The sequence below is a fragment of the Corynebacterium aurimucosum genome, assembly GCF_030408555.1.
GTDB lineage: Bacteria > Actinomycetota > Actinomycetes > Mycobacteriales > Mycobacteriaceae > Corynebacterium > Corynebacterium aurimucosum.
This window is the reverse complement of record NZ_CP047048.1, coordinates 363,856-384,742: the sequence shown is the minus strand read 5'-3', so window position 1 is coordinate 384,742 and position 20,887 is coordinate 363,856. Positions and strand designations below refer to the sequence as shown.

Genomic DNA, 20,887 nt, shown 5'->3' with positions numbered 1-20,887 from the left:
AACCTCGAAGCCCTGTGCCATTTAGCGCGATGCGCTCGACCGATTTACTCGGTGTAGTTCTTCTCCACGGAAGCGTCGACCGGGATGCCCGGGCCGGAGGTGGTGGAGATGGTGACCTTCTTGGCGTAGATGCCCTTAGCGGAGGCCGGCTTCAGGCGAATGATCTCGTCGTACAGCGCGCCGTAGTTCTCAGCCAGCTTCTCAGCATCGAAGGAAGCCTTGCCGATGATGGCGTGCAGGTTGGAAGCCTTGTCAACGCGGAAGGAAATCTTACCGCCCTTGACGTCAGCAACGGCCTTGGACACGTCAGCGGTCACGGTGCCGGTCTTCGGGTTCGGCATGAGACCACGCGGGCCCAGGACGCGGGCAACGCGGCCAACCTTGGCCATCTGATCCGGGGTAGCGATAGCAACGTCGAAGTCGATGTTGCCCTCGTTGATAGCAGCGATCAGCTCTTCGGTGCCCACGATGTCGGCGCCAGCAGCCTTCGCAGCCTCAGCGTTGTCGCCCTCAGCGAAGACAGCCACGCGGACGTCCTTACCGGTGCCGTGGGGCAGGGAGACAGTGCCGCGAACCAGCTGGTCAGCCTTACGCGGGTCAACGCCGAGACGGAAGACAACATCAACGGTGGCGTCGAAGTTCTTGGAGGAGGTCTCCTTGGCCAGCTTGGCGGCCTCGATCGGACGGTACAGGCGGGAGCGGTCTACCAGCTCAGCGGCAGCCTTGTATGCCTTGGACTTGGTGCTCATAAGTGCAATTCCTTTTCTTGGATTGATGTGGTGTTAGCGGGCCGAAGCTGGCCCTGCCACGCGCGATACAGAACGTATCGCGCATTAAATCGAATTTTTACTTAGCCGAGACGCCGTCAACGGTGATGCCCATGGAGCGAGCGGTACCAGCAATGATGCGGGCGCCGTTCTCGATGTCACGAGCGTTGAGGTCCTCGAACTTGGTCTGTGCAATCTCCTTGCACTGATCCCAGGTCACGGAGCCAACCTTGTCGGTGTGCGGAACGCCGGAGCCCTTCTTGATGCCAGCGGCCTTGAGCAGGAGCTTAGCTGCCGGCGGGGTCTTCAGCTTGAAGTCGAAGGAGCGGTCCTCGTACACGGTGATTTCCACCGGAACGACGTTGCCGCGCTGGGACTCGGTCGCAGCGTTGTAAGCCTTGCAGAACTCCATGATGTTGACGCCGTGGGCACCGAGTGCCGGGCCGACCGGCGGAGCCGGGTTAGCAGCGCCTGCCTCGATCTGGAGCTTGATCAGGCCAGTGACCTTCTTCTTGGGAGCCATCGAATTACCTCTTTCCTGTGGTACCGGAGTGCCGCCACGATGAATAACAGCGCCCCGTCCGGATGCTCACGCATTGTGGGCCACCGGAGGATGAACGTTTCAAGATGCGCAAAAGCGCACGGCGTTCAAGTCTAGAACACCGTGCGCCCAGCTCAAAATCGCTTTTTAGGAGATACGCTCGATCTCCGTCGGGGACAGCTCCACCGGGGTCTCGCGGCCGAAGATGGACACCAGGCCCTGCATCTTGCCGGTCTCTGGGTCGATCTCGGAGATGGTGGCGGAGACAGAAGCCAGCGGGCCAGACAGGATGGTGACGGCCTCGCCCACCTCGAAGTCGTGCGCGTAGGCCTTGGCGGCCTCCTTCTCCGGCATGGCCACAACCTGCTCGCCCTCGGAGTCTGCTGCGGAGTCCTCCGGAGAGACCGTCGGATCGTTCGGCATGAGGAACTTAGCAACGTCGCGGATCTTCACCGGGGTCGCGTTGCCCTCATTGCCCACGAAGGAGGTCACGCCCGGGGTATCGCGGACGACGGACCAGGCGGCGTCGTTAAGCTCCATGCGCACCAGCACGTAGCCCGGCAGCAGCTTGCGCTTGACTACCTTCTTCTTGCCGTCCTTCTTTTCAATGGCCTGCTCGACCGGCACAACGACCTCAAAGATGGAATCCTCCACCTCGAGTGTCTGGGCACGCATATCGAGGTTGGTCTTCACCTTGTTCTCATAACCGGAGTAGCACTGGATGATGTACCACTGGCCCGGCTGCTTCTTCAGCTCGCGGGTAAAGGCGCGCAGGCGGGACTTATACTCGGCGTCGGCTACTGCGGCGGCGTCTGCCTCAGCGCTTGCCGACGCCTCCCCTGCACCCTCGCCTTCAGCCTCATCCGTGACGCCACCGAGAGCAGCCTCAGCGGCCTTGGTAGCAGCTTCCTTTTCGGCAGCTTCCTTCTCCTCAGCGGACAGTTCCTCCTGCGGCTGCTGGGATTCCTCAGTAGCCTCGACCGCTTCGGCGGCCTGTTCCTGGACGTTATCGATCATGGCCTGCTCGAGGGAGGTGCCAGTGTTTTCTTCGCTCATTGTCTGCTACTCCAAATTGGTGTTCATTCTTCCAGTCCCCCACCAGGGTACTCGGCGGGACTAGGGCAAAAAGTATCCCGCCGTTTCCCCTAGTCGAGCTAGCGGGAAGGCGGCGGGATGAAAGTATGAAATTAGTGTACTAAGGCGCGAGGATTGCTTCAACTCCGAGGCCGGTCAGCGTGTCCACGCCCCACACCAGAGCGGTGAGGACGATAAGAAAGGCGAAGGTCACCAGAACGTACTGAAGCATTTCCTTGCCGGTAGGCCACACGACCTTCTTCATCTCAGAGACGACTTCACCTGGGAAGGAGCCGACGGATCCGCCGAAAGAATCTTCCTTCTTATCCTCGACGCGCACGACGCGCTTGTCGGTGTAGGAATCAGTAGAGGTGGTCGCTGCGCCAGAGAGCTGACGCTTGCCGGTTGGGCGCGGAGCCCCGGTGCTCGGCTGCTTTTCCTCGCTCACGGCGATTCCCTCCTTGGAAGTGATGTGGCAGGGGCGACAGGACTCGAACCTGCAACCTACGGTTTTGGAGACCGTTGCGCTACCAATTGCGCCACGCCCCTCTGCGTGCCCTTTTGGGACAACGCACAACCCTACCAGAACAGTGATTCCCCATGGAAACCACGTGCCGTATAAGGCTGGGAGTCGGTAGTGAAAAAGCGCCCATATGCGGGCGCTTTTCTTTCCCGGTAGCGATGGCGAGAATTGAACTCGCGACACAGCGATTATGAGTCGCTTGCTCTACCACTGAGCTACACCGCCATATTCACTTTCTGAAAGCTTCCAGAAACATGAATGGAGCCCCCTGACAGAATCGAACTGTCGACCTTTTCCTTACCATGGAAACGCTCTGCCGACTGAGCTAAGGGGGCACAGCCTCTTAGAGTCACGGAGTTTCTTCCGCTGTGCTCTCGTTGAAGCCTTGAAAAGATTAACCCGAAACGCTTAAACAACACAAATCGCCAGTACGACAATGGTTTTTGCGCACTTTTCAGGCACCTAAACTCGCACACATCACCCTTGCACCACTCTCGCGGTAGACCGCCCCTACTCCAGGCGCACCAAACCCAGCTATTGTTGACGTATCAAATACTTTATGTGCTCTAGGGAGGACACATGAGCTCTGGTACCCAGAAGCAGACACCGAAGGACTGGGCCAGCGACGCCCAGAATGCCTCGACGGACGGCGAATTCAAGCGAGACACCAACTACATCGGCGACCGCATTCTTGCCTCGGTCACCGGTGACGAACCACAGCCTTCCGTGGCTGGTAGCGGCGAGGCCCTCGACTGGCCGGTGCAGCCCCACCGGTATCGCCTCATTGCTGCGCGCGCTTGCCCGTGGGCACACCGCGCCGTCATCGTACGGCGCCTGTTGGGACTGGAAGATGTCATCTCCTTAGGCCTGGCGGGCCCCACCCACGACAAGCGCTCCTGGACTTTCGACCTCGCCCCCGACGGGCTCGACCCCGTCCTGCGCATCCCCCGCCTGCAGGATGCGTATTTCGCGCGCTTTCCTGCCTATCCGCGGGGCATCACGGTGCCAGCCATTGTGGAAGAGTCCAGCGGCAAGGTTGTCACCAACGACTTCAACTCCATGGTGCGGGACTTCCAGACAGAGTGGACCGACTTCCAACGAGAAGGCGCACCCAACCTGCTGCCGCCGTCCGAGCAGAAGGAGGAGATGGAGGAAATTAACGACTTCATCTTCAGGAAGCTCAACAACGGCGTGTATCGCGCGGGATTCTCCGCATCCCAGGAGGCTTATGAAGAGGCCTATGCGGATGTCTTCGAGGTCCTCGACTGGCTGGAGGAGCGGCTAGCCCACCGCCGCTTCATCATGGGTGAGCACATCACGGAGACCGATATCCGGGCATACACCACCTTGATCCGCTTTGACGCTGTCTACCACGGCCACTTCAAGACCAACCGGAATAAGATCAGCGAGATGCCGAACGTTTATGGCTACTTGCGCGAGCTATTCCAGCTCCCCGGTTTCGGCGATACCACCGACTTCACCGAGATCAAGCAGCACTACTACATAGTCCACCGCGAAATTAATCCCGCCCAAGTGGTGCCGGCCGGTCCCGACCTTAATGGCTTGGCACAGCCCCACGGCCGCGATTACCTGCCGGGTGCGCCCTTCGCTGAAGGCACCACCCTGCCGGGGCCGTTGCCTGAAACTGAGCGGTTGAGGAACCCCACGGATTTCCAGCGAGAGCTGTTCTCCTTGGATTAGACCCTGAGTCACCCGGAGATCGAAAAATCCCGCAGACTCATCATCGCGTCTGCGGGATTTATTCTGTGCCAGGTAGAAGATTCGAACTTCTGAAGGCGAAAGCCGGCGGATTTACAGTCCGCTCCCTTTGGCCGCTCGGGCAACCTGGCAAGCACTCTTGAGTGCGGTTATGTACTTTACTACGAACTCCCGCCTAACATGCAAATCGCCAGGCAGGAGGGGCTTTTAACCCACGCGCTGAACGGTATAGTCCGCCAACTGGCGCAGTGCTTCACTAGCCGTGCATTCCGGCAGCAGGGAAAGCTGGTCCTCGACCACGCGCAGGTACGCGTTGACGTCGGCCAACGCCTTGTCACGGCCGCCCGACTGCCACAGCAGCTCGATGGCGCGTTGCACGGAAGCGTCATCCTCCAGCGGGCCTGTCAGCAGGGCGCGCAGCTCATCGCCGACCTCGCCTTCCTCCTCCAGGGCATAGAGCACCGGCAGGGTGAACACGCCCTCGCGCAGGTCCGTGCCCGGGGTCTTCCCGGATTCCTCGGAGTCGGAGAAGATGTCGATGACATCGTCGACGATCTGGAAAATCATGCCTACGGCCGCACCGATTTGGCGCAGCGCCTCGCACTGTTCTGGACCCGCACCCGCGTGGTAGGCACCCAGGTAGCCGGCGGAGGCAATCAGCACCGCGGTCTTTTCCCGGATCACCGCCGTGTAGTGCTCTACGGCGTTGGCTTCGCCAGCACCGATGGTTTCCCGCATCTGGCCGGTGACGAGCTCCTCGAAAGTCTCCGCGAAATGCTCCACCGTGTGGGTATCCAGCTGGCTCATCAGCCGCGAGGCGTGCGCGAGCAGTGCATCGCCCGCCAGAATCGCCACCGAGTTGGTCCACCGGAAGTTCGCGGAATCCACGCCGCGTCGGCGCTCCGCCTCATCCATGACATCGTCGTGGTAGAGCGTAGCCACGTGGACCATTTCCACCACGGTTGCCGCCTTCACCACCTCGGGGGATTGTGAACGTTCACCGAACTCGGAGGCCAACAACGCCATCATCGGGCGGAAACGCTTGCCACCAGCCAGGGACAGGTGGCGCACTTTGTCCTTGATGAAGTCCTGCCCGCGGTCGAGCTCCGTATTCAGCAGGTCCTCTACAGCAGCCATCCCGGCGTTGATACGCTCGGTGAGCTGCGCATCCCCCAAGTCCACGTGCTTGGCGTGAGTTTGGCCGTGTGACATTAAACGTGTTCCTTTAAGCTCAAAAATCCTAGTGTTTACTTACCGTAGCCCATGGCACGGCCCTCAACACACTTGTGGCCACTATCCCGTGCAATGATAGTCCCCATGTCGGAGCAGATCGATTCCACCCTTGTTGACGTCGCCATCGTAGGCGCCGGGCCCGCCGGCGCTGCCGCCGCTATCCACGCCGCACGCGCCGGCCATGAGACGCTGCTTGTCGACGCCTCCCCTTTCCCCCGCGACAAGACCTGCGGCGATGGACTGACCCCGCGCGCCATGCACCAGTTGGAGCTCCTCGGCATCGAGGTCAACGCGTCCTACCGCAACCGCGGCCTCAAACTGCATGGCTTCGGCGGCACCGTCACCGCCCCGTGGCCTAAGACCTACCCCTCGCACAAAGGCACGGCCCTGCCGCGCTATGAATTCGACGCGCTGCTGGTTGAGGCTGCGCAGGCAGCCGGCGCGCAACTGATAACCGGCGCGGCGACACAGCCGGAGCTGGACGGCAACCGGCTGGTGGAGTTCTCCGTCGGCAAGCGCCGCGTGCGCGCCCAGTGGGTCATCGTGGCCGACGGGGTGCGCTCGACGTTTGGCAAGCAGTTGGGCCGCACCTGGCACCGCGAGGAGGTCTATGGCATTGCTGCACGCGCTTATGCCGATTCACTGCGGGACGGCGAGGAATGGATGCACTCCCACGTTGAGCTCAAGGACCCCGAGGGCGTGGTGCAGCCGGGCTATGGCTGGATCTTTCCGCTGGGCCAGGGGGTCAATATCGGCTTGGGCGCGCTCTCTACGGCCGCCCGCCCGGCCCGCCTCAACACGAAGAAGGCGCTGGATTTCTACGCTGAGCAGCAGCGTTCGGAATGGGGCCTGGGCGAGCTGCGCAACGTCACCTCGGCGATGCTGCCCATGGGTGGTGCGGTGTCTGGAGTTGCCGGCGCGAACTGGATGCTCATCGGTGACGCTGCGGCATGTGTTAACCCCCTCAACGGCGAGGGCATCGACTATGGCTTGGAAACGGCAACACTCGCCGTGGAGATGCTCGGCACCAAGGACCTCACCTTGGCGTGGCCAGACCGGCTACGCGCCGAGTATGGCGAGGCCTTCCTACTTGCCCGCACCGCCGCGCGCCTGCTGACCTACCCACAATTCCTGCCGCTGGCCGGGCCCGTGGCCATGCGCGGGCCGGTGGGCCGCATGCTCATGCCGGCCGCAGCGCGTCTCATGGGCAACCTCATCACCGACGAGGACAAGGACCTCCTCGCCCGCGCCTGGCGGCTGGCCGGCGGGGCAGTTTCTACGCTGCGGCGCGATACACCTCTCTGGGCCTAAGGCGCCTAGGCGGGCTTAACTGCGGAGTGCAACGCCACGATGCCGAAGGTCAGGTTGCGCCACCCAGCTTGCTTCCAGCCATTGCGATTAATAGCGGCGGCCAGCTCATGCTGCTCCGGCCACACACGGATGGACTCCGCGAGGTAGATATAGGCCTCCGGGTTGGAGGAGACCACCTTGGCAATCGGCGGCAGCAAGCGGGTCAGGTATTCCTTGTAGACGGTGCCGAAGACCGGGATGACCGGCTTGGAGAACTCCGCCACTGCTAGGCGCCCGCCGGGCTTGGTCACGCGCGCCATCTCCCGCAGGCCCAGCTCGAAGTCGTGGATATTGCGCAAGCCATAGGAAATGGTCACCGCGTCAAAAGTGTTATCCGCAAAGGGCAGGCGCATTCCATCGCCGGCCACCTTGGGAACATCGCGTTCCGCGCCAGCCGCGAGCATGCCGAGGGAAAAGTCACAGGCCACGCACCACGCGCCGGACTTGGACAGCTCTTCCGTCGAAACGGCCGTTCCGGCAGCCAAGTCAAGGACCTTCTCCCCTGGCTGCAGGTTGAGCCGCTCGCGGGTCAGCCGGCGCCAGCGTGCGTCCTGACCAAAGGACAGCACCGTGTTGGTGATGTCGTATTTCTTGCCCACCGCGTCAAACATGCGCGCGACATCGAAGGGCTTCTTCTCCAGATCTGCCTTAGACACAAGCGCCTAGTTTAGGCGACGCGCGCTCCCAGAGCGCGAGCGGCCCAACGCGGCAGCTCCGGACGCTGGCCCAGAATGGTCAGCGGGACCTCACGGACATTCTCCAAAACCTCTTCGTAGTAGCCCAGCAGCTGCTCGCACAACGCCGGCCAAGTCTTGGAGGCAATCGACTTCCGGGCGTTCTCCCGCATCTCCTGGTGAATCTCCGGATTGAGAAGCGCGTCGACGGCATTCGGGAGATCCTCGACGAACGTAGGGACATCGAGAAGCAACCCGTTATAGCCCTCCTCAATGAGGTCCACCGGGCCGCCCGCGCGGGGGCCGATGGTGGGCACGCCTGAGGCCTGCGCTTCCTGGATGGCCTGGCAGAAAGTCTCGAACTCGCCGGCGTGCACGAAGACATCAAGGCTTGCATATGCGGCTGCGAGCTCCTCGCCACCCAGCGCCCCAGTGAAGACTGCACCTGGCAGCTGGGCCTCCAGCAGCGGACGCTCTGGGCCATCGCCAACAATGACGAGCTGAATATCCTCACGATCATTGAGCGCGGACAGGCGGTGCACGCCCTTTTCTGCGGCCAGCCGGCCCACAAAGCCGACGATCTTTTTCTTCCCCGTAGAGTCCCAGTTCCGGCGCAGCGCCGCCGAGCGCTTCGAGGGGTGGAAGCGCTCCGAGTCTACGCCGCGGCCCCAGTGGCGCACGTTCTTGATGTGGTGCTTCTCCAAGTCGCTGATGGTCAGTGAGGAGGGCGCGAGAGTCATTTGGCACGCGTTGTGGATGGTGCGCAGCCACTCCCACACCCCATAGGCCAGCGCGGAGGCATGGTACTTGGTGGCGAATCCCGCGACGTCCGTCTGGTACAGCGCCACTGCCGGAATGCGCAGCTGACGTGCGGAGAATGCGCCCGCAGCTCCGAGAACGAAGGGACTGGCCAAGTGAATGATGTCCGGCTTGAACTCGCGCAGCGCCTCGTCCACAGCGGAAGTGGGAACGCCGACCGGGAGCGAATCCACCAGTGGCACCCGCACGGTGGGCACGCGCACGATGGTGAACCCGAGGTAATCAGGGATCTCCTCCTGCCCATCCCGGGCACCAGGAGCGATGACGATGGCCTCGTGGCCGTGCTCGTGGAGGTATTCGAGGACACGCAGCACGGAGTTGGTCACTCCGTTGACGTTAGGCAAGAAGGATTCCGCGACGATGGCTACACGCATGCGCCCCATCATTCCTTTCCTGGGTGCTCGGTTGGTAAAGCACGCGCTAAATTCCGGTTAATTTTCCCGCTTGCCCACCACAACGCCCCGGCAATCAGGGTCGCCACAGCTGCAGAGGACAGCGCCGGAATAATCGATAGCGTCCATTCTCGGCCTTCCACCTTGACTAGGTCCGGGTTGTTCTTGGCATAGAGCACCCAGACCTGCTGTCCCTCCCCCAGCCCGGTGGGATAAAGCAGGCCGGTGGGCGGGGTGTGATAGATACCCTCGGAGTCCTGGAAATCCACGAAGGTACGCAAGGTGCCGACATCCGTCACCGTGGCCAGGGCGCGCCCGGGGTTGGCGCCGATGGTGCGGTCATTGAGAAAAGGGCCGATGACCATTCCCGCCATGCCCACGAGAGCTGCGGCGTACAGCACCAGGATCAGCTGGCGTACCCGGCGCCGCGGCATTTACTGACCTACCTTGGCATTCAAAGCTTCCTGCAGCGCGCGGCGCGAGGACCTCGTGGTATGCGCCTCCACCACGGTGATGCCGGTGGAGTATTCCTTGAGTTCTGCCAAAACGTCGAGCAGCTCCTGCGCCGAGCTCACCTCGCGGTGCTCAGCACCGCAGGCTTCCGCTAGCTTGGCCACACCCACCCCATGCGGCGTCCCAAAGGCCTTCTCGAAGGAGTCGCGCAGGTGCTCGCGGCCCTGTTCGAGCACCTCGAAGATGCCGCCGCCGTCGTCGTTTGAGACGACGATGGTGAGGTTCTCCGGGCGCGGGTTGTCTTCGGGAAGGATGAGCGAAGTCGCATCGTGGAGGAAGGTGACATCCCCCATGAGCGCCACGGTGCGCGGGGCGCGCGGGGCGTCGGCTTCGCGGGACTGGGTGGCCAGGGCGATACCGATGGCCTGCGCTATGGTGCCGTCGATGCCGGCGGCCCCGCGCGGCGAATAGGTCTCCACACCGTCGAAGGGCAGGCCGATGAAGGACGCATCCCGCACCGCGTTGGAGGCGCCCAGGACGAGGGTATCTCCGACGGCGAGGGTGTCCCCCACCGCGGCGGCGACGTGGAGGCCGGTAAAGCCGATCTCGGGCTTGGTGGCATCCTCACCGGTGGTCTCCGCCAGAACCTCACGAACACCGTCGGCCGCCATCTGGGCCGCGCCTTCGCAGATCTTCATCCACTCTCGCGTGGGCTCGCCGCTGGTTTTGGCGGTGGTACCCAGCTGCGCGGACTCGCCACGGGGGTTGGTGAAATCTTCCGTGCGCGACAGACAGATGAGATCGATATCGGGATCACTCAGCAGTGCCAGGACACCGCGGTGCAGGGTGGGATGGCCCACGACGATGACCTGCTCCACCTTGGTGTTGACCACGTAGTCGTTGGCGGAGACTTGGGCGCGGCGGAAGAGGTGCGCCGCGGCCGGGTGCACCGGGTGATAGGGCGCAGGTGCCGTGGGCTCGGCGATGGTGGGGACATCCTCCAGGCCTTCGACTTCCCAGGCCTCATCGCCGGCGATGACGAGCGTGTTGCGGCTGAGATCGACGGCCACCTCGCCGTGATTCGCCCACCGCGGGGTACGAGCGCGGTGCTGCGTGTAATCCGTCGGGCTACCGGGCAGCTCTTCGCCTACCAGCGGGGCATCGAGAGCCACGTTGATGTGCACCTGGCGGTCATTCAAAAAGCGCTCCGCGATAAGCGGGATATCACTCGTGCTCTCCACCTGGGTGGTCTCCGCATACACGCCGAAGATGCCGGGCTGCTCAATAGTCTGGGAGGCCCCCGTGCCCACCAAGCGGGCCGGCCGGTCCGCGCTGATGACGGCCAGCGGGGTATGCGAGTAATGCGCCTCCACCATCGCGGGCAGGGCATTAGCCACCGCGGTGCCGGAGGTCATCACGATGCCGACGTGCCGGCGTTGGACGCGTGCCAAACCTAAAGCAGCGAAGGCGGCGGAGCGCTCATCCAGGCGGGTATGCACGCGAATATCGCTGCGCGCGAGAAGCGCCAAAGACAGCGGTGCGTTGCGCGAACCCGGGCAGATAACCACGTCGGTGAGGTGCCGCGAAAGCTGGGCCGCCAGTGCTTCGGCCAGCTGCATCGACTCCGGCTGCGCGGAGGCAGTGGGCTCGGTGTGAGATTCAGTATTAGGCATTGCCTGCACCACCCGTATCGAGCTCTTCCATGCCCGAATCGAATTGCTCGAAGAGGTCATTGATCAACCCTTCCAATTCGGCTCCACCCTGGTCCACACGGTCCTGGACGTCCGGCGGCAGCTCCGTCGGCAGCTCCGTCGGAATATCGGTGGGGAGGTTATCCCGCGGCGAGCTCTTGGTGGTGGTCACCGTGGTGGGAACCTCGGTGGTCACGGTCTCGGTAACCGGCTCCGGGGCGGGTTTGTCAGCATCCGCTGCCGCACCGCGCCACAGGAAGAACAGCACGCCGGCGAAAACGACGGCGATAGCAGCGATGGCCGCGAAGACATAGGACAGGGCTCCCCCGCCCTTCTTCGGCTGCTCCACCTGGTAGCTGGACGGGACCGGGTCATACTGCGGCTGCTGATAGTTCTGGTCATAGCCCTGCTGATAGGGCTGACCATAGGCCTGCGCGTTCTGGGATCCGGGCTCCGGGAAGTGTTGTTGGGGACGCTGTGGCGGCTGCTGTTGGGGCGCGCCGAACTGGCGGGTTTCGTTCTCACCGGTGACGCGGCCGAACTGCCGCGTCTCGTTGTCGCCGTTGTTGTTGGTCATGGGATTTACCTTATCGTGCACCCGCGCCACTTAGCACCCGCCCGGTGGGCGTTAGTCCCGTGGAAACCTGACCCGGCGTGCCATCCGCCACAATCTTTCCGCCATCCGAACCAGACCCCGGGCCCATCTCAATAACCCGGTCAGCGCCGGCGATGAGGTGACGGTCATGATCTGCCACCACGACAGTATGGGAGGCCTCCACCAGCGAGTGCAGCTCAGCGATGAGCAGGTCGATATCGGCCGGGTGCAACCCGACGGTGGGCTCATCCAGCAGGTAGACGGTATGGCCCCGGCGCGAGTTGCGGGAGCGCTGCAGCTCCGTGGCAAGCTTGATGCGCTGCGCTTCACCGCCGGAAAGCTCCGGAGCGCCCTGGCCCAAGCGCAGGTAACCCAGACCGACCGCCTCCAAGGTTTGCAGCGCGTGGAGGATCGGCGCTTCATCTGCAAAGACCTCCAGGGCCTCTTCCACCGTAAGGTCGAGGATGTCCGCGATGGTCCTGTCCTTCCAGCGGATGGACAAGGTGTCATCGTTATAGCGCTGTCCCTGGCAATCCGGGCACTGGGTATAGGAGCCTGGAAGGAAGACCAGCTCGACCTCGATCTGGCCGGCGCCACCGCAGGTGGGACACTGGCCTTGCTTAACGTTGTAGGAAAAGCGCGAGACCGTCCATTTCTTCTTCTTGGCCTCCGGGGTGGCCGCGAAGAGCTTGCGCACGTTGTCGAAGAGGTTGGTGTACGTCGCCACCGTGGAGCGCGGGGTTCGGCCGATTGGCTTTTGGGTAATGGAGACCACGCGCTTGACCTGCTTCGGACAGTCCGGCCCCGTGAGCATGTCATGGAGTGCGGCCAGCAACGTGGATTTGCCGGAACCCGAAAGCCCAGTAATGGCCGTAAACTGGCCGAGTCCGAAGTCCACGTCGAGGCCATCGATGGTGTGCGAGTGCACCCGGCGCAGCGCGATGTCCCCGTGCGCCGGGCGCGCTTCGACCTTGGGCGTGGGGCGCGGGCGCGCCAAGGCACGCGCGGTGGGAGTATCTGCAGAGTCCGCCGCCTCTATGTAATCGGCGACGGGACCCGAGTACACCACCTGGCCGCCGCGCTCACCGGCGAGCGGGCCGACATCCACGATCCAATCGGCCTGCTTGACCAGTTCCATGTCGTGTTCCACCAGCAGCACCGAGTTCCCCTCCGCGATGAAGCGCCGGCACATATCAAGCACCGCGCCCCGCTCCACCGGGTGCAGGCCCGCAGAGGGCTCATCCAGGACATAGGTCACACCATAGAGCCCGGAGCGCAGCTGCGCAGCCAGGCGCAGGCGCTGCACCTCACCGCCCGAGAGCGTGTCCATAGGCCTATCCAGGCTGAGGTGCCCCAGGCCGAGTTCCAATGCAGATTCAAAGGCCGGAAGGAGGGCCTTGAGGAGCAGGTCTTCCGCATCATTCGGCTGTGGTTTCTGAGCGCTTAACAGCTCGTGGGCTTCGCTCAACGGGAGGGCATTGAATTCGTCGATCGGCAGCCCAGCGTAGGTGACCTTGAGCGCCTTCGCCGTCAGCCGGCGTCCCTGACAGGTATCGCAGCGGCGGGTTTCCATGAAGCTCAAGACGCGGGCGCGGAGTGTATCCGACTTCGTCTCCGCATAGGTCTTGGTCAGGTAGCTGGCCACGGAGCGCCACGTGCCCTCGTAATTGCGCTGGATCTGATCCGCCCCGCGGCGCGGCTTGACGGTTACCACCGGGCGCTCCTCGGTGAAGAGGATCCACTCGCGGTCTTTCTTCGGCAAATCCTCCCACGGTGAATCCAAGTCATAGCCCAGTTCTTGCAGAATGTCGTGGAAGTTCTTGCCCGCCCAGGCTCCGGGCCACGCAGCAATCGCGCCTTCCTCGATGCTCAGGCTGGGGTCCGGCACCATGGACGCCTCCGTGGGTTCGTGGACCACGCCGGTGCCCTGGCACTCCGGGCACATGCCTTCTGGGGTATTCGGGGAGAAGGAATCGGAGTACAGGCCCTCCGGGTTGTCACCGCAGCGCGAGTAAAGAAGGCGCACGGAGTTAGACATGGCGGAGATCGTGCCCACGGTGGAGCGCGCGCTGCTTGCCGACGCCGACTGCTGCAACGCCACCGTCGGCGGCAACCCCTCAATGCGGCCGACCTGAGGGTCCACCGCGGAGGCGATGAGGCGTCGAGCAAAGGGCGCGACGGATTCCAGGTAGCGGCGCTGGCCTTCGCCATGAATGGTGCCGAAGGCCAGCGAGGACTTGCCGGAACCGGACACCCCCGTCACGGCCACGAGCTGGCCGCGTGGAAGGTCCACATCCACGTTGCGAAGGTTGTGCAGGTGCGCGTCTCTCACGGAAATCGTCATGCCCGCCAGCCTACGCTGACCTCCGGACATGGACCGTGAGCTGTGCTTTTAAAGGTGCGGCCAGCACTGACGCACACGCTCGAACCACCACTCGCGGCGCTCGCCCGGCGCGGCGAGCGCGCTGAGGCGATCCGGATCGGGGGCAAGGGATTCGGCGCGCAGGTGACCGTCGACAAGCTCGCGTGGTGCTGTCACATCCTCCAGGAACAGCGACCCGGTAGCCAGGCCCGCAGCGGCCGGGGTGACGTCGATGTCTTCGTCGTCATAGATTTGCGGCAAGGCGGCCACTGCGGCAAGTCCCATGGAGATTCCCACCGAGGTATCCAGGGCAGAGGCCACCGTGATGTCCATGTGGCGCTCGCGCAGGTGGGAGGCTACCTCGAGTACTTTGCGCACCCCGCCCAGCGGCGCGGGCTTAACCACGGCGACATCGGCCGCCTGCAATTCCGCCACCCGATAAGGGTCGCTAGCCTTACGTATGGATTCATCAGCCGCCACACGCACGAAAATCCCGGCGCGCATGAGCTGGGTGCGCACCTCCTTGAGTTCCTCAACGGTCTTGCACGGCTGTTCCATGTAATCCAGCGGCATGAGCTCCTTGGCCGCGGTGACGGCTTCCTCAACGCTCCAGCCGCAGTTGGCGTCGACGCGCAAAACCGGCACGCGACCCTGTGCCTCGATGTAGGCGCGGACAGCGTGAACGCGCGCGATATCGTCCTCTAGGGTCTGCCCCTTCTCCGCCACCTTGATTTTGAAGGTGCGGCAGCCGGGATAGCGCTCCATGACCTCCGGCACCTGCTCGGCAGGAACCGCAGGGACGGTGCCGTTGACTTCTACCCACTCGCGCACGGGTTCCGGAAAGCCTTCGTAGGCCGCTTCCAGCCCGGCGGCGAGCCAGCGGGCGGATTCCTCCGCTCCGTACTCCAGGAAGGGGGCGAACTCACCCCAGCCCGCGGGGCCATCGATAAGCAGCGCCTCCCGGGTAGTAATGCCGCGGAATTTCACGGCGAGGGGCAGGGATACCACGTGGGCGCGATCGAGGACGTCATCAATGTGCATGAGGTTCATCGTACGTGTGGGGGGTTGAGCGCGACACCTGTCATAGCCGGTGTTACCTTATAACAGTAAGTGGATATAACCAGAAGAAGGATCCTCAGATGCTTTACCTTCTCATCGCACTGCTGGCCATCGCCGCAGTTGTCTACCTCATCTATAAGAAAGTCCACGCCGCGGCCTCCATCTTCGCCGTTGGCGTAGTCCTGCTCATGCTCGCCGCCCTCACTGGGCGCGCGGATTTCCGCACCACCGAAATCGAAGCCACGGGTAATGCCTTCTACGATCAGCTGCTCGTCGTGGACGCGCTATTCAAAGCACGCTTCTCCGGCATCGGCATGGCGATTATGGTGCTCTTCGGCTTCGTGTCCTATATGCGGCACATTGGTGCTGATGCCAAGACGGTCGTGGTGCTCTCCTCACCGCTCAAGCGCTTCAAAGGTTCCTACTGGCTGGTTCCAGTGGGCTTCATCTTGGGCACGCTGCTCTCGCTGGTGATCCCCTCGGCCGCAGCGCTGTCCTTGCTTCTTGTGGCCACTCTCCTGCCAGCGCTCATCGCTGCGGGCCTGACCCCGCTGACCGTGGGCGCCATCGTGGTGACCTCCTCTACCATTGTGCCCACCCCACTTGAGGCCGGCCTCATTCAGGGCGCCGATCTCACCAACATGACGCCGACGGAATTCGTCTACGGTGCTGTCGCCTATGCCACCGTTCCCACGCTCCTCATCACGGCCTTCGTCCACATGTGGTGGCAGCGCCACTGCGATAAGGTGGATGCCCGCAAGGCTGAAAGCTCCGGTGAGGTCAGCGCCGATTCGATGCACGATGACGCTACCGAGGAAGCTATCGCCCGCGCCGCTTCCCTGCCGGGCTACTACGCCGTGCTTCCGCTCATGCCGCTGCTACTCATCATCGTCTCCGCCATTCTTAACCGCTTGGGTGTCATCCCCTTTGAGGGCGGCATCCTCCCGGTGACCGTGGTCTCTTTGTTCATCGCGATGATCATCGAGTCCATCCGCAAGCGCACCGTCACCGGTGCTGTGGATTCCATCTCCAGCTTCTTCAAAGGCATGGGCGAAGGTGCTGCGGGCGTCGTGGCCCTGCTGGTCGCCGCCGCTGTCCTCGTGGAGGGCATCACGCAGATGGGTGTCATCGACATGCTTATCGACGCCACCGAAGGCTCCTCCGGCGCCGCCGTCCTCATCGTCCTCATCTTCGTCGCCGCCACCGCCGCAATGGCCGCGCTCACTGGCTCTGGCACTGCCCCCTACTTTGCCTTCTCTGAGGTGGTTCCCAACCTGGCCTCGCAGACCTCCATCCACGCCCCGCAGATGCTCACCGCCATTTGGGGCACCTCCAACCTCATGCGCCAGGTCTCCCCGGTCAACGCCGCGGTACTCATTGTCTCCGGCGCCATCAAGGTCAACCCCATCCAACTGGTCAAGCGCACCTCCGTGCCCATGATTGTGGCGACGGTGCTCAACACGCTGTTTGCGTTCATGTTTATTGGGTAGCGGTTTTTCGCGCGGGCTCAACGTTAATCACGGAGCCCGCGGTACGTTTTGGTAAATAAGGTCCCCCAAATCCGAAAATCTGCGGGCATATTTACGAAAACGTACCAACCAACCGTGCAGGACGTACACATCGATCAAATAAGGCCCGCCTCGAAGTTTTAGGCCACTATTTGTTAGAAGCGTCACGACCACACGGCGAAGCCTCCTGTCTGCCGTACAATTGCCCAGACAATGAATCCCATTAAGCGTTAAGGAGGAACCATGCTACTTGCTGAAGCATTGGCCGAGCGCGCCCAGGCGCAGGAGCGCCTCAACTCGCTGAGTGACCGGCTCGCGGCGACGGTCCGCATTCAGGAAGGCGATGAACCGGATGAGAACCCGACGGATCTCCTCCGTGAGCTGGAAGGCGTGACCAAGCGCATCGATGAGCTCGTCATCGCCATCAACGCCACGAACACGGCCACCGCGTTCGACGATGAGATCACGCTCATGGAAGCGCTGGCGCTGCGTGATGGTCTGCTGCGCAAGCGCCGCATCTACCAGGGATTGGCAGAGCGTGCGGGTGCGCGCCACGACCGTTACTCCCGCTCGGAGATCAAGTTCGTGGCCACGGTGCCCGTGCCGAAGTTGCGCGAGCGCGCCGATGATCTGGCCCGCCAGTACCGCGAGCTAGATACCCGCATCCAGCAGCTGAACTGGAATACGGAACTGATAACTAAATAAGGTCTGCCGCTAGTTGTGCCGCATTCTTGCGGCACGTCATGTCGTTCGACATGTAGTCATGTCGCGCGTCAAGCGCGCGACGGTAGCCCACACCCTTCGCAGCGAGCGCAACCCTTACTGGGCAGGGAAGAGCCCAGTGCTTCTCAGGCGCCTTCGCAGCGCAAGAAGGCAGGGAGGTTCGATTCCGTCCCACTGTATGGTGTACCGCGCTGGTACGGAGTACACGTGCACATTGACGGGGATAATCCCGCAGTATTGTTTATTGTTTATCACCGCCGCGCTGGGCGGAGAGTGTGGGTGAGGGTTTGGGAATGGGGACTATACTTCCGGCGCACCGCTTTCCAATTAAGCTGGTGTGCCATGAGCGAGCAGAAAAACTACAGCACAGATAATCCGTTCAAACCGGAGCTCTGGCGTCCTGTCGAGGGCTTTGAAGACCTGACGGACATCACCTATCACCGGCTCATCAGTGACGTTCCGAAGCCCCAGCGCAAGGACGGCATCGTCCGCATCGCCTTCGACCGCCCCGAGGTGCGCAATGCGTTTCGTCCGCACACCGTGGATGAGCTCTACCGCGCGCTGGACCACGCGCGCCGCACGCCGGATGTCGGCACGGTGTTACTGACCGGCAACGGGCCTTCCCAAAAGGACGGCGGCTGGGCCTTCTGCTCCGGCGGTGACCAGCGCATCCGCGGCCGCTCCGGGTATCGCTATGCCACGGAGCATGCGCATGATGACGCGACTGCCGATGAATCCACCGTGGACACCGCCCGCGAGAAGGTTGAGGGCGGCCGCCTGCACATCTTGGAGGTCCAGCGCCTCATCCGCACCATGCCCAAAGTGGTCATCGCCGTGGTCAACGGCTGGGCTGCTGGCGGCGGGCACTCCCTGCACGTGGTGTGCGATATGACCATTGCCTCCCGCCAGGAGGCCCGCTTCAAGCAGACCGACGCCGACGTCGGCTCCTTCGACGCCGGCTATGGCTCGGCCTACCTGGCCAAGATGGTGGGCCAGAAGTACGCCCGCGAGATCTTCTTCCTGGGCCGCACCTATGACGCACAGCGCATGTACGAGATGGGCGCGGTCAACGAGGTGGTTGATCACGCCGACTTGGAGGATGCCGCCATCCAGATGGGGCGCGAAATCAACATGAAGTCCCCCACCGCCCAGCGCATGCTCAAGTTCGCCTTCAACCTCACCGATGACGGCCTCATGGGCCAGCAAGTCTTCGCTGGAGAAGCCACGCGCCTGGCCTACATGACAGACGAGGCCGTCGAAGGCAAGGAATCCTTCTTGGAAAAACGCGAGCCCAACTGGGATGACTTCCCGTACTACTACTAATCGTCATTCCTCGAGGAGGATCCACAGTGCTGTATTTCGCCATTACCCTCGCGGCCATCGCGCTCATTGCCGTCATTGCGTCGCGAGTGTGGATGTTACGCCGCATCCAGCAGGCTCAGAGGGACGGTGAGCGCCCCTTCGATCAGGAGGATGAGCTCATCAACCCTTACGAGCACCGCGGGCGGTAACCTAGCTAACCGTGACCATCCTCTCTCCTCTGCCTGTCAATCCACATGACCCCGCCGCCATCCTCCCTGATCTGGAAGCGGCCATCGCAGGACAAGCCACCTTCCTGCCCGTCCCGGCGGAGGACCGCACCCGCGCGCAGCTCCTGCGCAACCACATGCGCGCAGGAGAACCCATTAACTCCTCCATCGCGCTGGTTGTGGCCACCTCTGGGTCCACGGGCACGCCGAAAGGCGCGCAACTCACGGCCGCCAATTTGGTCTCCAGCGCCGATGCCACGCACCGCGCTCTCGGCGGCACCGGTCAGTGGCTGCTAGCCATGCCCGCCGCCCATATCGCGGGAATCCAGGTATTAATCCGCTCGCTCGTCGCGGGTGTGGAGCCGCTCTGCCTTGACCTGTCGGAAGGTTTTTCCATCCCCAATTTCGCCCGCGCCGCGCACGAGCTGGCCGCCACCGGGGATCGCTCATACACGGGCCTGACCCCCATGCAGCTGGCCAAGGCCATGGATTCGCTAGAGGGAATCGAGGCCCTGCGCACCTTTGACGCCATCCTCGTCGGAGGTGCTGCCACCCACCCACAGTTGTTGGAGTCAGCGAAGAAGCTGCGCATCACCATCGTCACCACCTACGGTTCCTCGGAGACTTCCGGTGGCTGCGTCTACAACGGACAGCCACTGGATAGCGCTCGTGTTCGCCTCGGCGAGGAGAACCGCATCTACCTCGGCGGGCCCATGATTGCGCAGGGCTACCGAAACGTGGACTCAGATGCCTTCATGGTCGATGAATCCGGCACCTCGTGGTTTGCCACTTCGGACGCCGGGGCGTTGAACGGCAATACCCTCACCGTCACCGGGCGCCTCGACAACATCCTGAACACCGGCGGGCTCAAGCTCCACCCAGAGCAGCTCGAGCAGCACATCCTGCACGTGCCGGGAGTGGACGGCGTGTGCGTGGTCGGCATCCCCCACCCACGCTTAGGACAGATGATCGTTGCTGCCTATACCGGATGGGCGGATGTCGGCGATATCCTTGTGGCTCTCGACGATAGTGGCCTTCCCCGGTGGCACATCCCCAAGGACTTCAAGCGCCTAGCCGAGCTCCCCACCACCGGCCCCGGCAAGGTTGACCGCCTCGCCGTCACCCGGCTGTGGAGCGCCTAAACCTCCGCTTCGCTGATGCTGCGTACGGCGATACCGCGCGCAGCGGATTCCCCGATCGGGAAACTCGAACCGCCGTCTACGGCAACCTCGAGCACACCCGCGACCGAGGGGGCAACGACGGTCACTTCCACCCCCGGCCGCACTCCATATTTATCCAGGTAGCGCAAAAATTCGCCATCAGCGTCAGTGACCTGCTCCACGGTGACGGGGGTCTGTGCGGGGACGTCGATAAGCGTAATGCGCGAGACCGGCTCGGCAGTGCCATCCGGGGCAGGTATGGGATCACCATGCGGATCGCGGGCGGGGTTGCCCAGGAAAGAATCGAGACGTTCAACGAGCCTGTCGGACGTCGCGTGCTCTAGCATTTCCGCCTCATCGTGCACCTCATCCCAGGTATAGCCCAGAGTGCGCACGAGGAAGGTTTCCAGGAGTCGATGCCGACGCACCATTGCCACAGCCAGCCGCCGGCCTTCCTCAACAAGCCGAACACCGAAGTAGCGTTCGTGTTCCACCAGCCCCTTCGCGGCCAGGCGCTTGACCGCCTCCGAAGTAGTGGGCAGTTTCTGCCCCGCCGCTTTGGCTAGATCCCCGAGCGGCATCGCGGTATTAGCGCCCTCTTTCTCCTCATAGGTCCAGAGGATCTTGAGGTAGTCCTGGGTGCGTTCGGGCAGCTCACTGATGTGCATACCCCCATCGTAGTTCAGCCTATTGCTTCCAAAGGTTTCAGGACTTA

Annotated in this window: 20 protein-coding genes and 4 tRNA genes; 7 read left to right on the top strand and 17 right to left on the bottom strand. The window is 62.9% G+C overall.

Going from position 1 to position 20,887, the window contains the following annotated elements; all coding sequences use genetic code 11:
• Positions 1-44: 44 nt before the first annotated feature.
• The 7 genes from rplA to CAURIM_RS01810 form a co-directional block, all read right to left on the bottom strand.
• Complete coding sequence (gene rplA / locus CAURIM_RS01840; protein WP_070448010.1) at positions 45-749, bottom strand: 50S ribosomal protein L1; 705 nt, start codon at positions 747-749, stop codon at positions 45-47.
• A 97-nt stretch (positions 750-846) separates the two neighbouring features.
• A complete protein-coding gene (gene rplK, locus CAURIM_RS01835; protein WP_201828712.1) occupies positions 847-1,290 on the bottom strand; it encodes a 50S ribosomal protein L11 in 444 nt (147 codons plus the stop codon).
• Positions 1,291-1,455: 165 nt separating this feature from the next.
• A complete protein-coding gene (gene nusG, locus CAURIM_RS01830) occupies positions 1,456-2,364 on the bottom strand; it encodes a transcription termination/antitermination protein NusG (protein ID WP_070731373.1) in 909 nt (302 codons plus the stop codon).
• Positions 2,365-2,503: 139 nt separating this feature from the next.
• Positions 2,504-2,830, bottom strand: a complete 327-nt coding sequence (gene secE / locus CAURIM_RS01825; protein WP_070448002.1) for a preprotein translocase subunit SecE — start codon at positions 2,828-2,830, stop codon at positions 2,504-2,506.
• Positions 2,831-2,855: 25 nt separating this feature from the next.
• Positions 2,856-2,931: transfer RNA gene (locus CAURIM_RS01820), tRNA-Trp, on the bottom strand.
• Between the two features lie 127 nt (positions 2,932-3,058).
• Positions 3,059-3,130: transfer RNA gene (locus tag CAURIM_RS01815), tRNA-Met, on the bottom strand.
• Positions 3,131-3,164: 34 nt separating this feature from the next.
• A tRNA-Thr gene (locus tag CAURIM_RS01810) sits at positions 3,165-3,240 on the bottom strand.
• Between the two features lie 244 nt (positions 3,241-3,484).
• Between CAURIM_RS01810 and CAURIM_RS01805 the strand changes: the two genes are divergently transcribed.
• A complete protein-coding gene (locus CAURIM_RS01805) occupies positions 3,485-4,606 on the top strand; it encodes a glutathione S-transferase C-terminal domain-containing protein (protein WP_201828713.1) in 1,122 nt (373 codons plus the stop codon).
• 66 nt (positions 4,607-4,672) lie between these two features.
• Here the strand turns inward: CAURIM_RS01805 and CAURIM_RS01800 are convergent.
• Both CAURIM_RS01800 and CAURIM_RS01795 read right to left on the bottom strand, forming a co-directional pair.
• Positions 4,673-4,755 (bottom strand) — tRNA-Tyr (locus CAURIM_RS01800).
• Between the two features lie 76 nt (positions 4,756-4,831).
• Positions 4,832-5,836: a polyprenyl synthetase family protein gene (locus CAURIM_RS01795; RefSeq protein WP_070447998.1), complete on the bottom strand. Its 1,005-nt coding sequence runs from the start codon at positions 5,834-5,836 to the stop codon at positions 4,832-4,834.
• Positions 5,837-5,929: 93 nt separating this feature from the next.
• On the opposite strand from CAURIM_RS01795, the gene CAURIM_RS01790 reads away from it, so the two are divergent.
• Positions 5,930-7,168, top strand: coding sequence for a geranylgeranyl reductase family protein (locus tag CAURIM_RS01790; protein WP_201828714.1), 1,239 nt, complete (start codon positions 5,930-5,932; stop codon positions 7,166-7,168).
• Positions 7,169-7,173: 5 nt separating this feature from the next.
• Here CAURIM_RS01790 and CAURIM_RS01785 read toward each other — a convergent pair whose 3' ends face one another.
• Genes CAURIM_RS01785 through CAURIM_RS01755 form a run of 7 tightly spaced genes read right to left on the bottom strand, consistent with a single transcriptional unit; the run spans position 7,174 to position 15,234 of the window.
• Positions 7,174-7,863, bottom strand: coding sequence for a demethylmenaquinone methyltransferase (locus CAURIM_RS01785; RefSeq protein ID WP_201828715.1), 690 nt, complete (start codon positions 7,861-7,863; stop codon positions 7,174-7,176).
• 11 nt (positions 7,864-7,874) lie between these two features.
• On the bottom strand, positions 7,875-9,074 hold the full coding sequence (locus CAURIM_RS01780; protein ID WP_070448041.1) for a glycosyltransferase family 4 protein: 1,200 nt from the start codon (positions 9,072-9,074) through the stop codon (positions 7,875-7,877).
• 8 nt (positions 9,075-9,082) lie between these two features.
• Complete coding sequence (locus CAURIM_RS01775) at positions 9,083-9,526, bottom strand: DUF3592 domain-containing protein (RefSeq protein ID WP_201828716.1); 444 nt, start codon at positions 9,524-9,526, stop codon at positions 9,083-9,085.
• The gene (menD, locus tag CAURIM_RS01770; RefSeq protein WP_070644705.1) at positions 9,527-11,218 is read right to left on the bottom strand and encodes a 2-succinyl-5-enolpyruvyl-6-hydroxy-3-cyclohexene-1-carboxylic-acid synthase; all 1,692 of its coding nucleotides are present in this window, start codon (positions 11,216-11,218) and stop codon (positions 9,527-9,529) included.
• Complete coding sequence (locus CAURIM_RS01765) at positions 11,211-11,813, bottom strand: hypothetical protein (RefSeq protein WP_070711046.1); 603 nt, start codon at positions 11,811-11,813, stop codon at positions 11,211-11,213. Before CAURIM_RS01765 ends, menD begins: the two co-directional genes overlap by 8 nt.
• A gap of 10 nt (positions 11,814-11,823) precedes the next feature.
• Positions 11,824-14,175, bottom strand: coding sequence for an ATP-binding cassette domain-containing protein (locus CAURIM_RS01760; RefSeq protein ID WP_070644707.1), 2,352 nt, complete (start codon positions 14,173-14,175; stop codon positions 11,824-11,826).
• Between the two features lie 48 nt (positions 14,176-14,223).
• Positions 14,224-15,234 carry an o-succinylbenzoate synthase gene (locus CAURIM_RS01755; protein WP_070711063.1) on the bottom strand — a complete coding sequence of 337 codons (1,011 nt, stop codon included), beginning with the start codon at positions 15,232-15,234 and terminating at the stop codon, positions 14,224-14,226.
• 98 nt (positions 15,235-15,332) lie between these two features.
• Between CAURIM_RS01755 and dcuC the strand changes: the two genes are divergently transcribed.
• The 5 genes from dcuC (at position 15,333) to menE (ending at position 20,154) form a co-directional block, all read left to right on the top strand.
• Complete coding sequence (dcuC, locus tag CAURIM_RS01750) at positions 15,333-16,742, top strand: C4-dicarboxylate transporter DcuC (protein ID WP_201828718.1); 1,410 nt, start codon at positions 15,333-15,335, stop codon at positions 16,740-16,742.
• Between the two features lie 261 nt (positions 16,743-17,003).
• A complete protein-coding gene (locus tag CAURIM_RS01745) occupies positions 17,004-17,465 on the top strand; it encodes a DIP1984 family protein (RefSeq protein WP_010189741.1) in 462 nt (153 codons plus the stop codon).
• A gap of 360 nt (positions 17,466-17,825) precedes the next feature.
• Entirely contained in the window at positions 17,826-18,806 is a 981-nt protein-coding gene (locus CAURIM_RS01740; RefSeq protein WP_201828719.1) for a 1,4-dihydroxy-2-naphthoyl-CoA synthase, read from the top strand.
• Positions 18,807-18,832: 26 nt separating this feature from the next.
• The gene (locus CAURIM_RS01735) at positions 18,833-18,994 is read left to right on the top strand and encodes a hypothetical protein (RefSeq protein ID WP_158397450.1); all 162 of its coding nucleotides are present in this window, start codon (positions 18,833-18,835) and stop codon (positions 18,992-18,994) included.
• A gap of 11 nt (positions 18,995-19,005) precedes the next feature.
• Positions 19,006-20,154: an o-succinylbenzoate--CoA ligase gene (menE, locus tag CAURIM_RS01730; RefSeq protein WP_201828720.1), complete on the top strand. Its 1,149-nt coding sequence runs from the start codon at positions 19,006-19,008 to the stop codon at positions 20,152-20,154.
• Here menE and CAURIM_RS01725 read toward each other — a convergent pair.
• On the bottom strand, positions 20,151-20,840 hold the full coding sequence (locus tag CAURIM_RS01725) for a metal-dependent transcriptional regulator (RefSeq protein ID WP_070447976.1): 690 nt from the start codon (positions 20,838-20,840) through the stop codon (positions 20,151-20,153). The two genes, menE and CAURIM_RS01725, sit on opposite strands and share 4 nt — an antisense overlap.
• Positions 20,841-20,887 lie beyond the last annotated feature (47 nt).

Excerpts from the sequence above, each read along its gene's own strand:
- rplA (WP_070448010.1), bottom strand. The coding sequence starts at position 749 with ATGAGCACCAAGTCCAAGGCATACAAGGCTGCCGCTGAGCTGGTAGAC.
- rplK (WP_201828712.1), bottom strand. The coding sequence starts at position 1,290 with ATGGCTCCCAAGAAGAAGGTCACTGGCCTGATCAAGCTCCAGATCGAG.
- nusG (WP_070731373.1), bottom strand. The coding sequence starts at position 2,364 with ATGAGCGAAGAAAACACTGGCACCTCCCTCGAGCAGGCCATGATCGAT.
- CAURIM_RS01805 (WP_201828713.1), top strand. The coding sequence starts at position 3,485 with ATGAGCTCTGGTACCCAGAAGCAGACACCGAAGGACTGGGCCAGCGAC.
- CAURIM_RS01795 (WP_070447998.1), bottom strand. The coding sequence starts at position 5,836 with ATGTCACACGGCCAAACTCACGCCAAGCACGTGGACTTGGGGGATGCG.
- CAURIM_RS01790 (WP_201828714.1), top strand. The coding sequence starts at position 5,930 with ATGATAGTCCCCATGTCGGAGCAGATCGATTCCACCCTTGTTGACGTC.
- CAURIM_RS01780 (WP_070448041.1), bottom strand. The coding sequence starts at position 9,074 with ATGCGTGTAGCCATCGTCGCGGAATCCTTCTTGCCTAACGTCAACGGA.
- CAURIM_RS01775 (WP_201828716.1), bottom strand. The coding sequence starts at position 9,526 with ATGCCGCGGCGCCGGGTACGCCAGCTGATCCTGGTGCTGTACGCCGCA.
- menD (WP_070644705.1), bottom strand. The coding sequence starts at position 11,218 with ATGCCTAATACTGAATCTCACACCGAGCCCACTGCCTCCGCGCAGCCG.
- CAURIM_RS01765 (WP_070711046.1), bottom strand. The coding sequence starts at position 11,813 with ATGACCAACAACAACGGCGACAACGAGACGCGGCAGTTCGGCCGCGTC.
- CAURIM_RS01760 (WP_070644707.1), bottom strand. The coding sequence starts at position 14,175 with ATGACGATTTCCGTGAGAGACGCGCACCTGCACAACCTTCGCAACGTG.
- CAURIM_RS01755 (WP_070711063.1), bottom strand. The coding sequence starts at position 15,234 with ATGCACATTGATGACGTCCTCGATCGCGCCCACGTGGTATCCCTGCCC.
- dcuC (WP_201828718.1), top strand. The coding sequence starts at position 15,333 with ATGCTTTACCTTCTCATCGCACTGCTGGCCATCGCCGCAGTTGTCTAC.
- CAURIM_RS01745 (WP_010189741.1), top strand. The coding sequence starts at position 17,004 with ATGCTACTTGCTGAAGCATTGGCCGAGCGCGCCCAGGCGCAGGAGCGC.
- CAURIM_RS01740 (WP_201828719.1), top strand. The coding sequence starts at position 17,826 with ATGAGCGAGCAGAAAAACTACAGCACAGATAATCCGTTCAAACCGGAG.
- CAURIM_RS01725 (WP_070447976.1), bottom strand. The coding sequence starts at position 20,840 with ATGCACATCAGTGAGCTGCCCGAACGCACCCAGGACTACCTCAAGATC.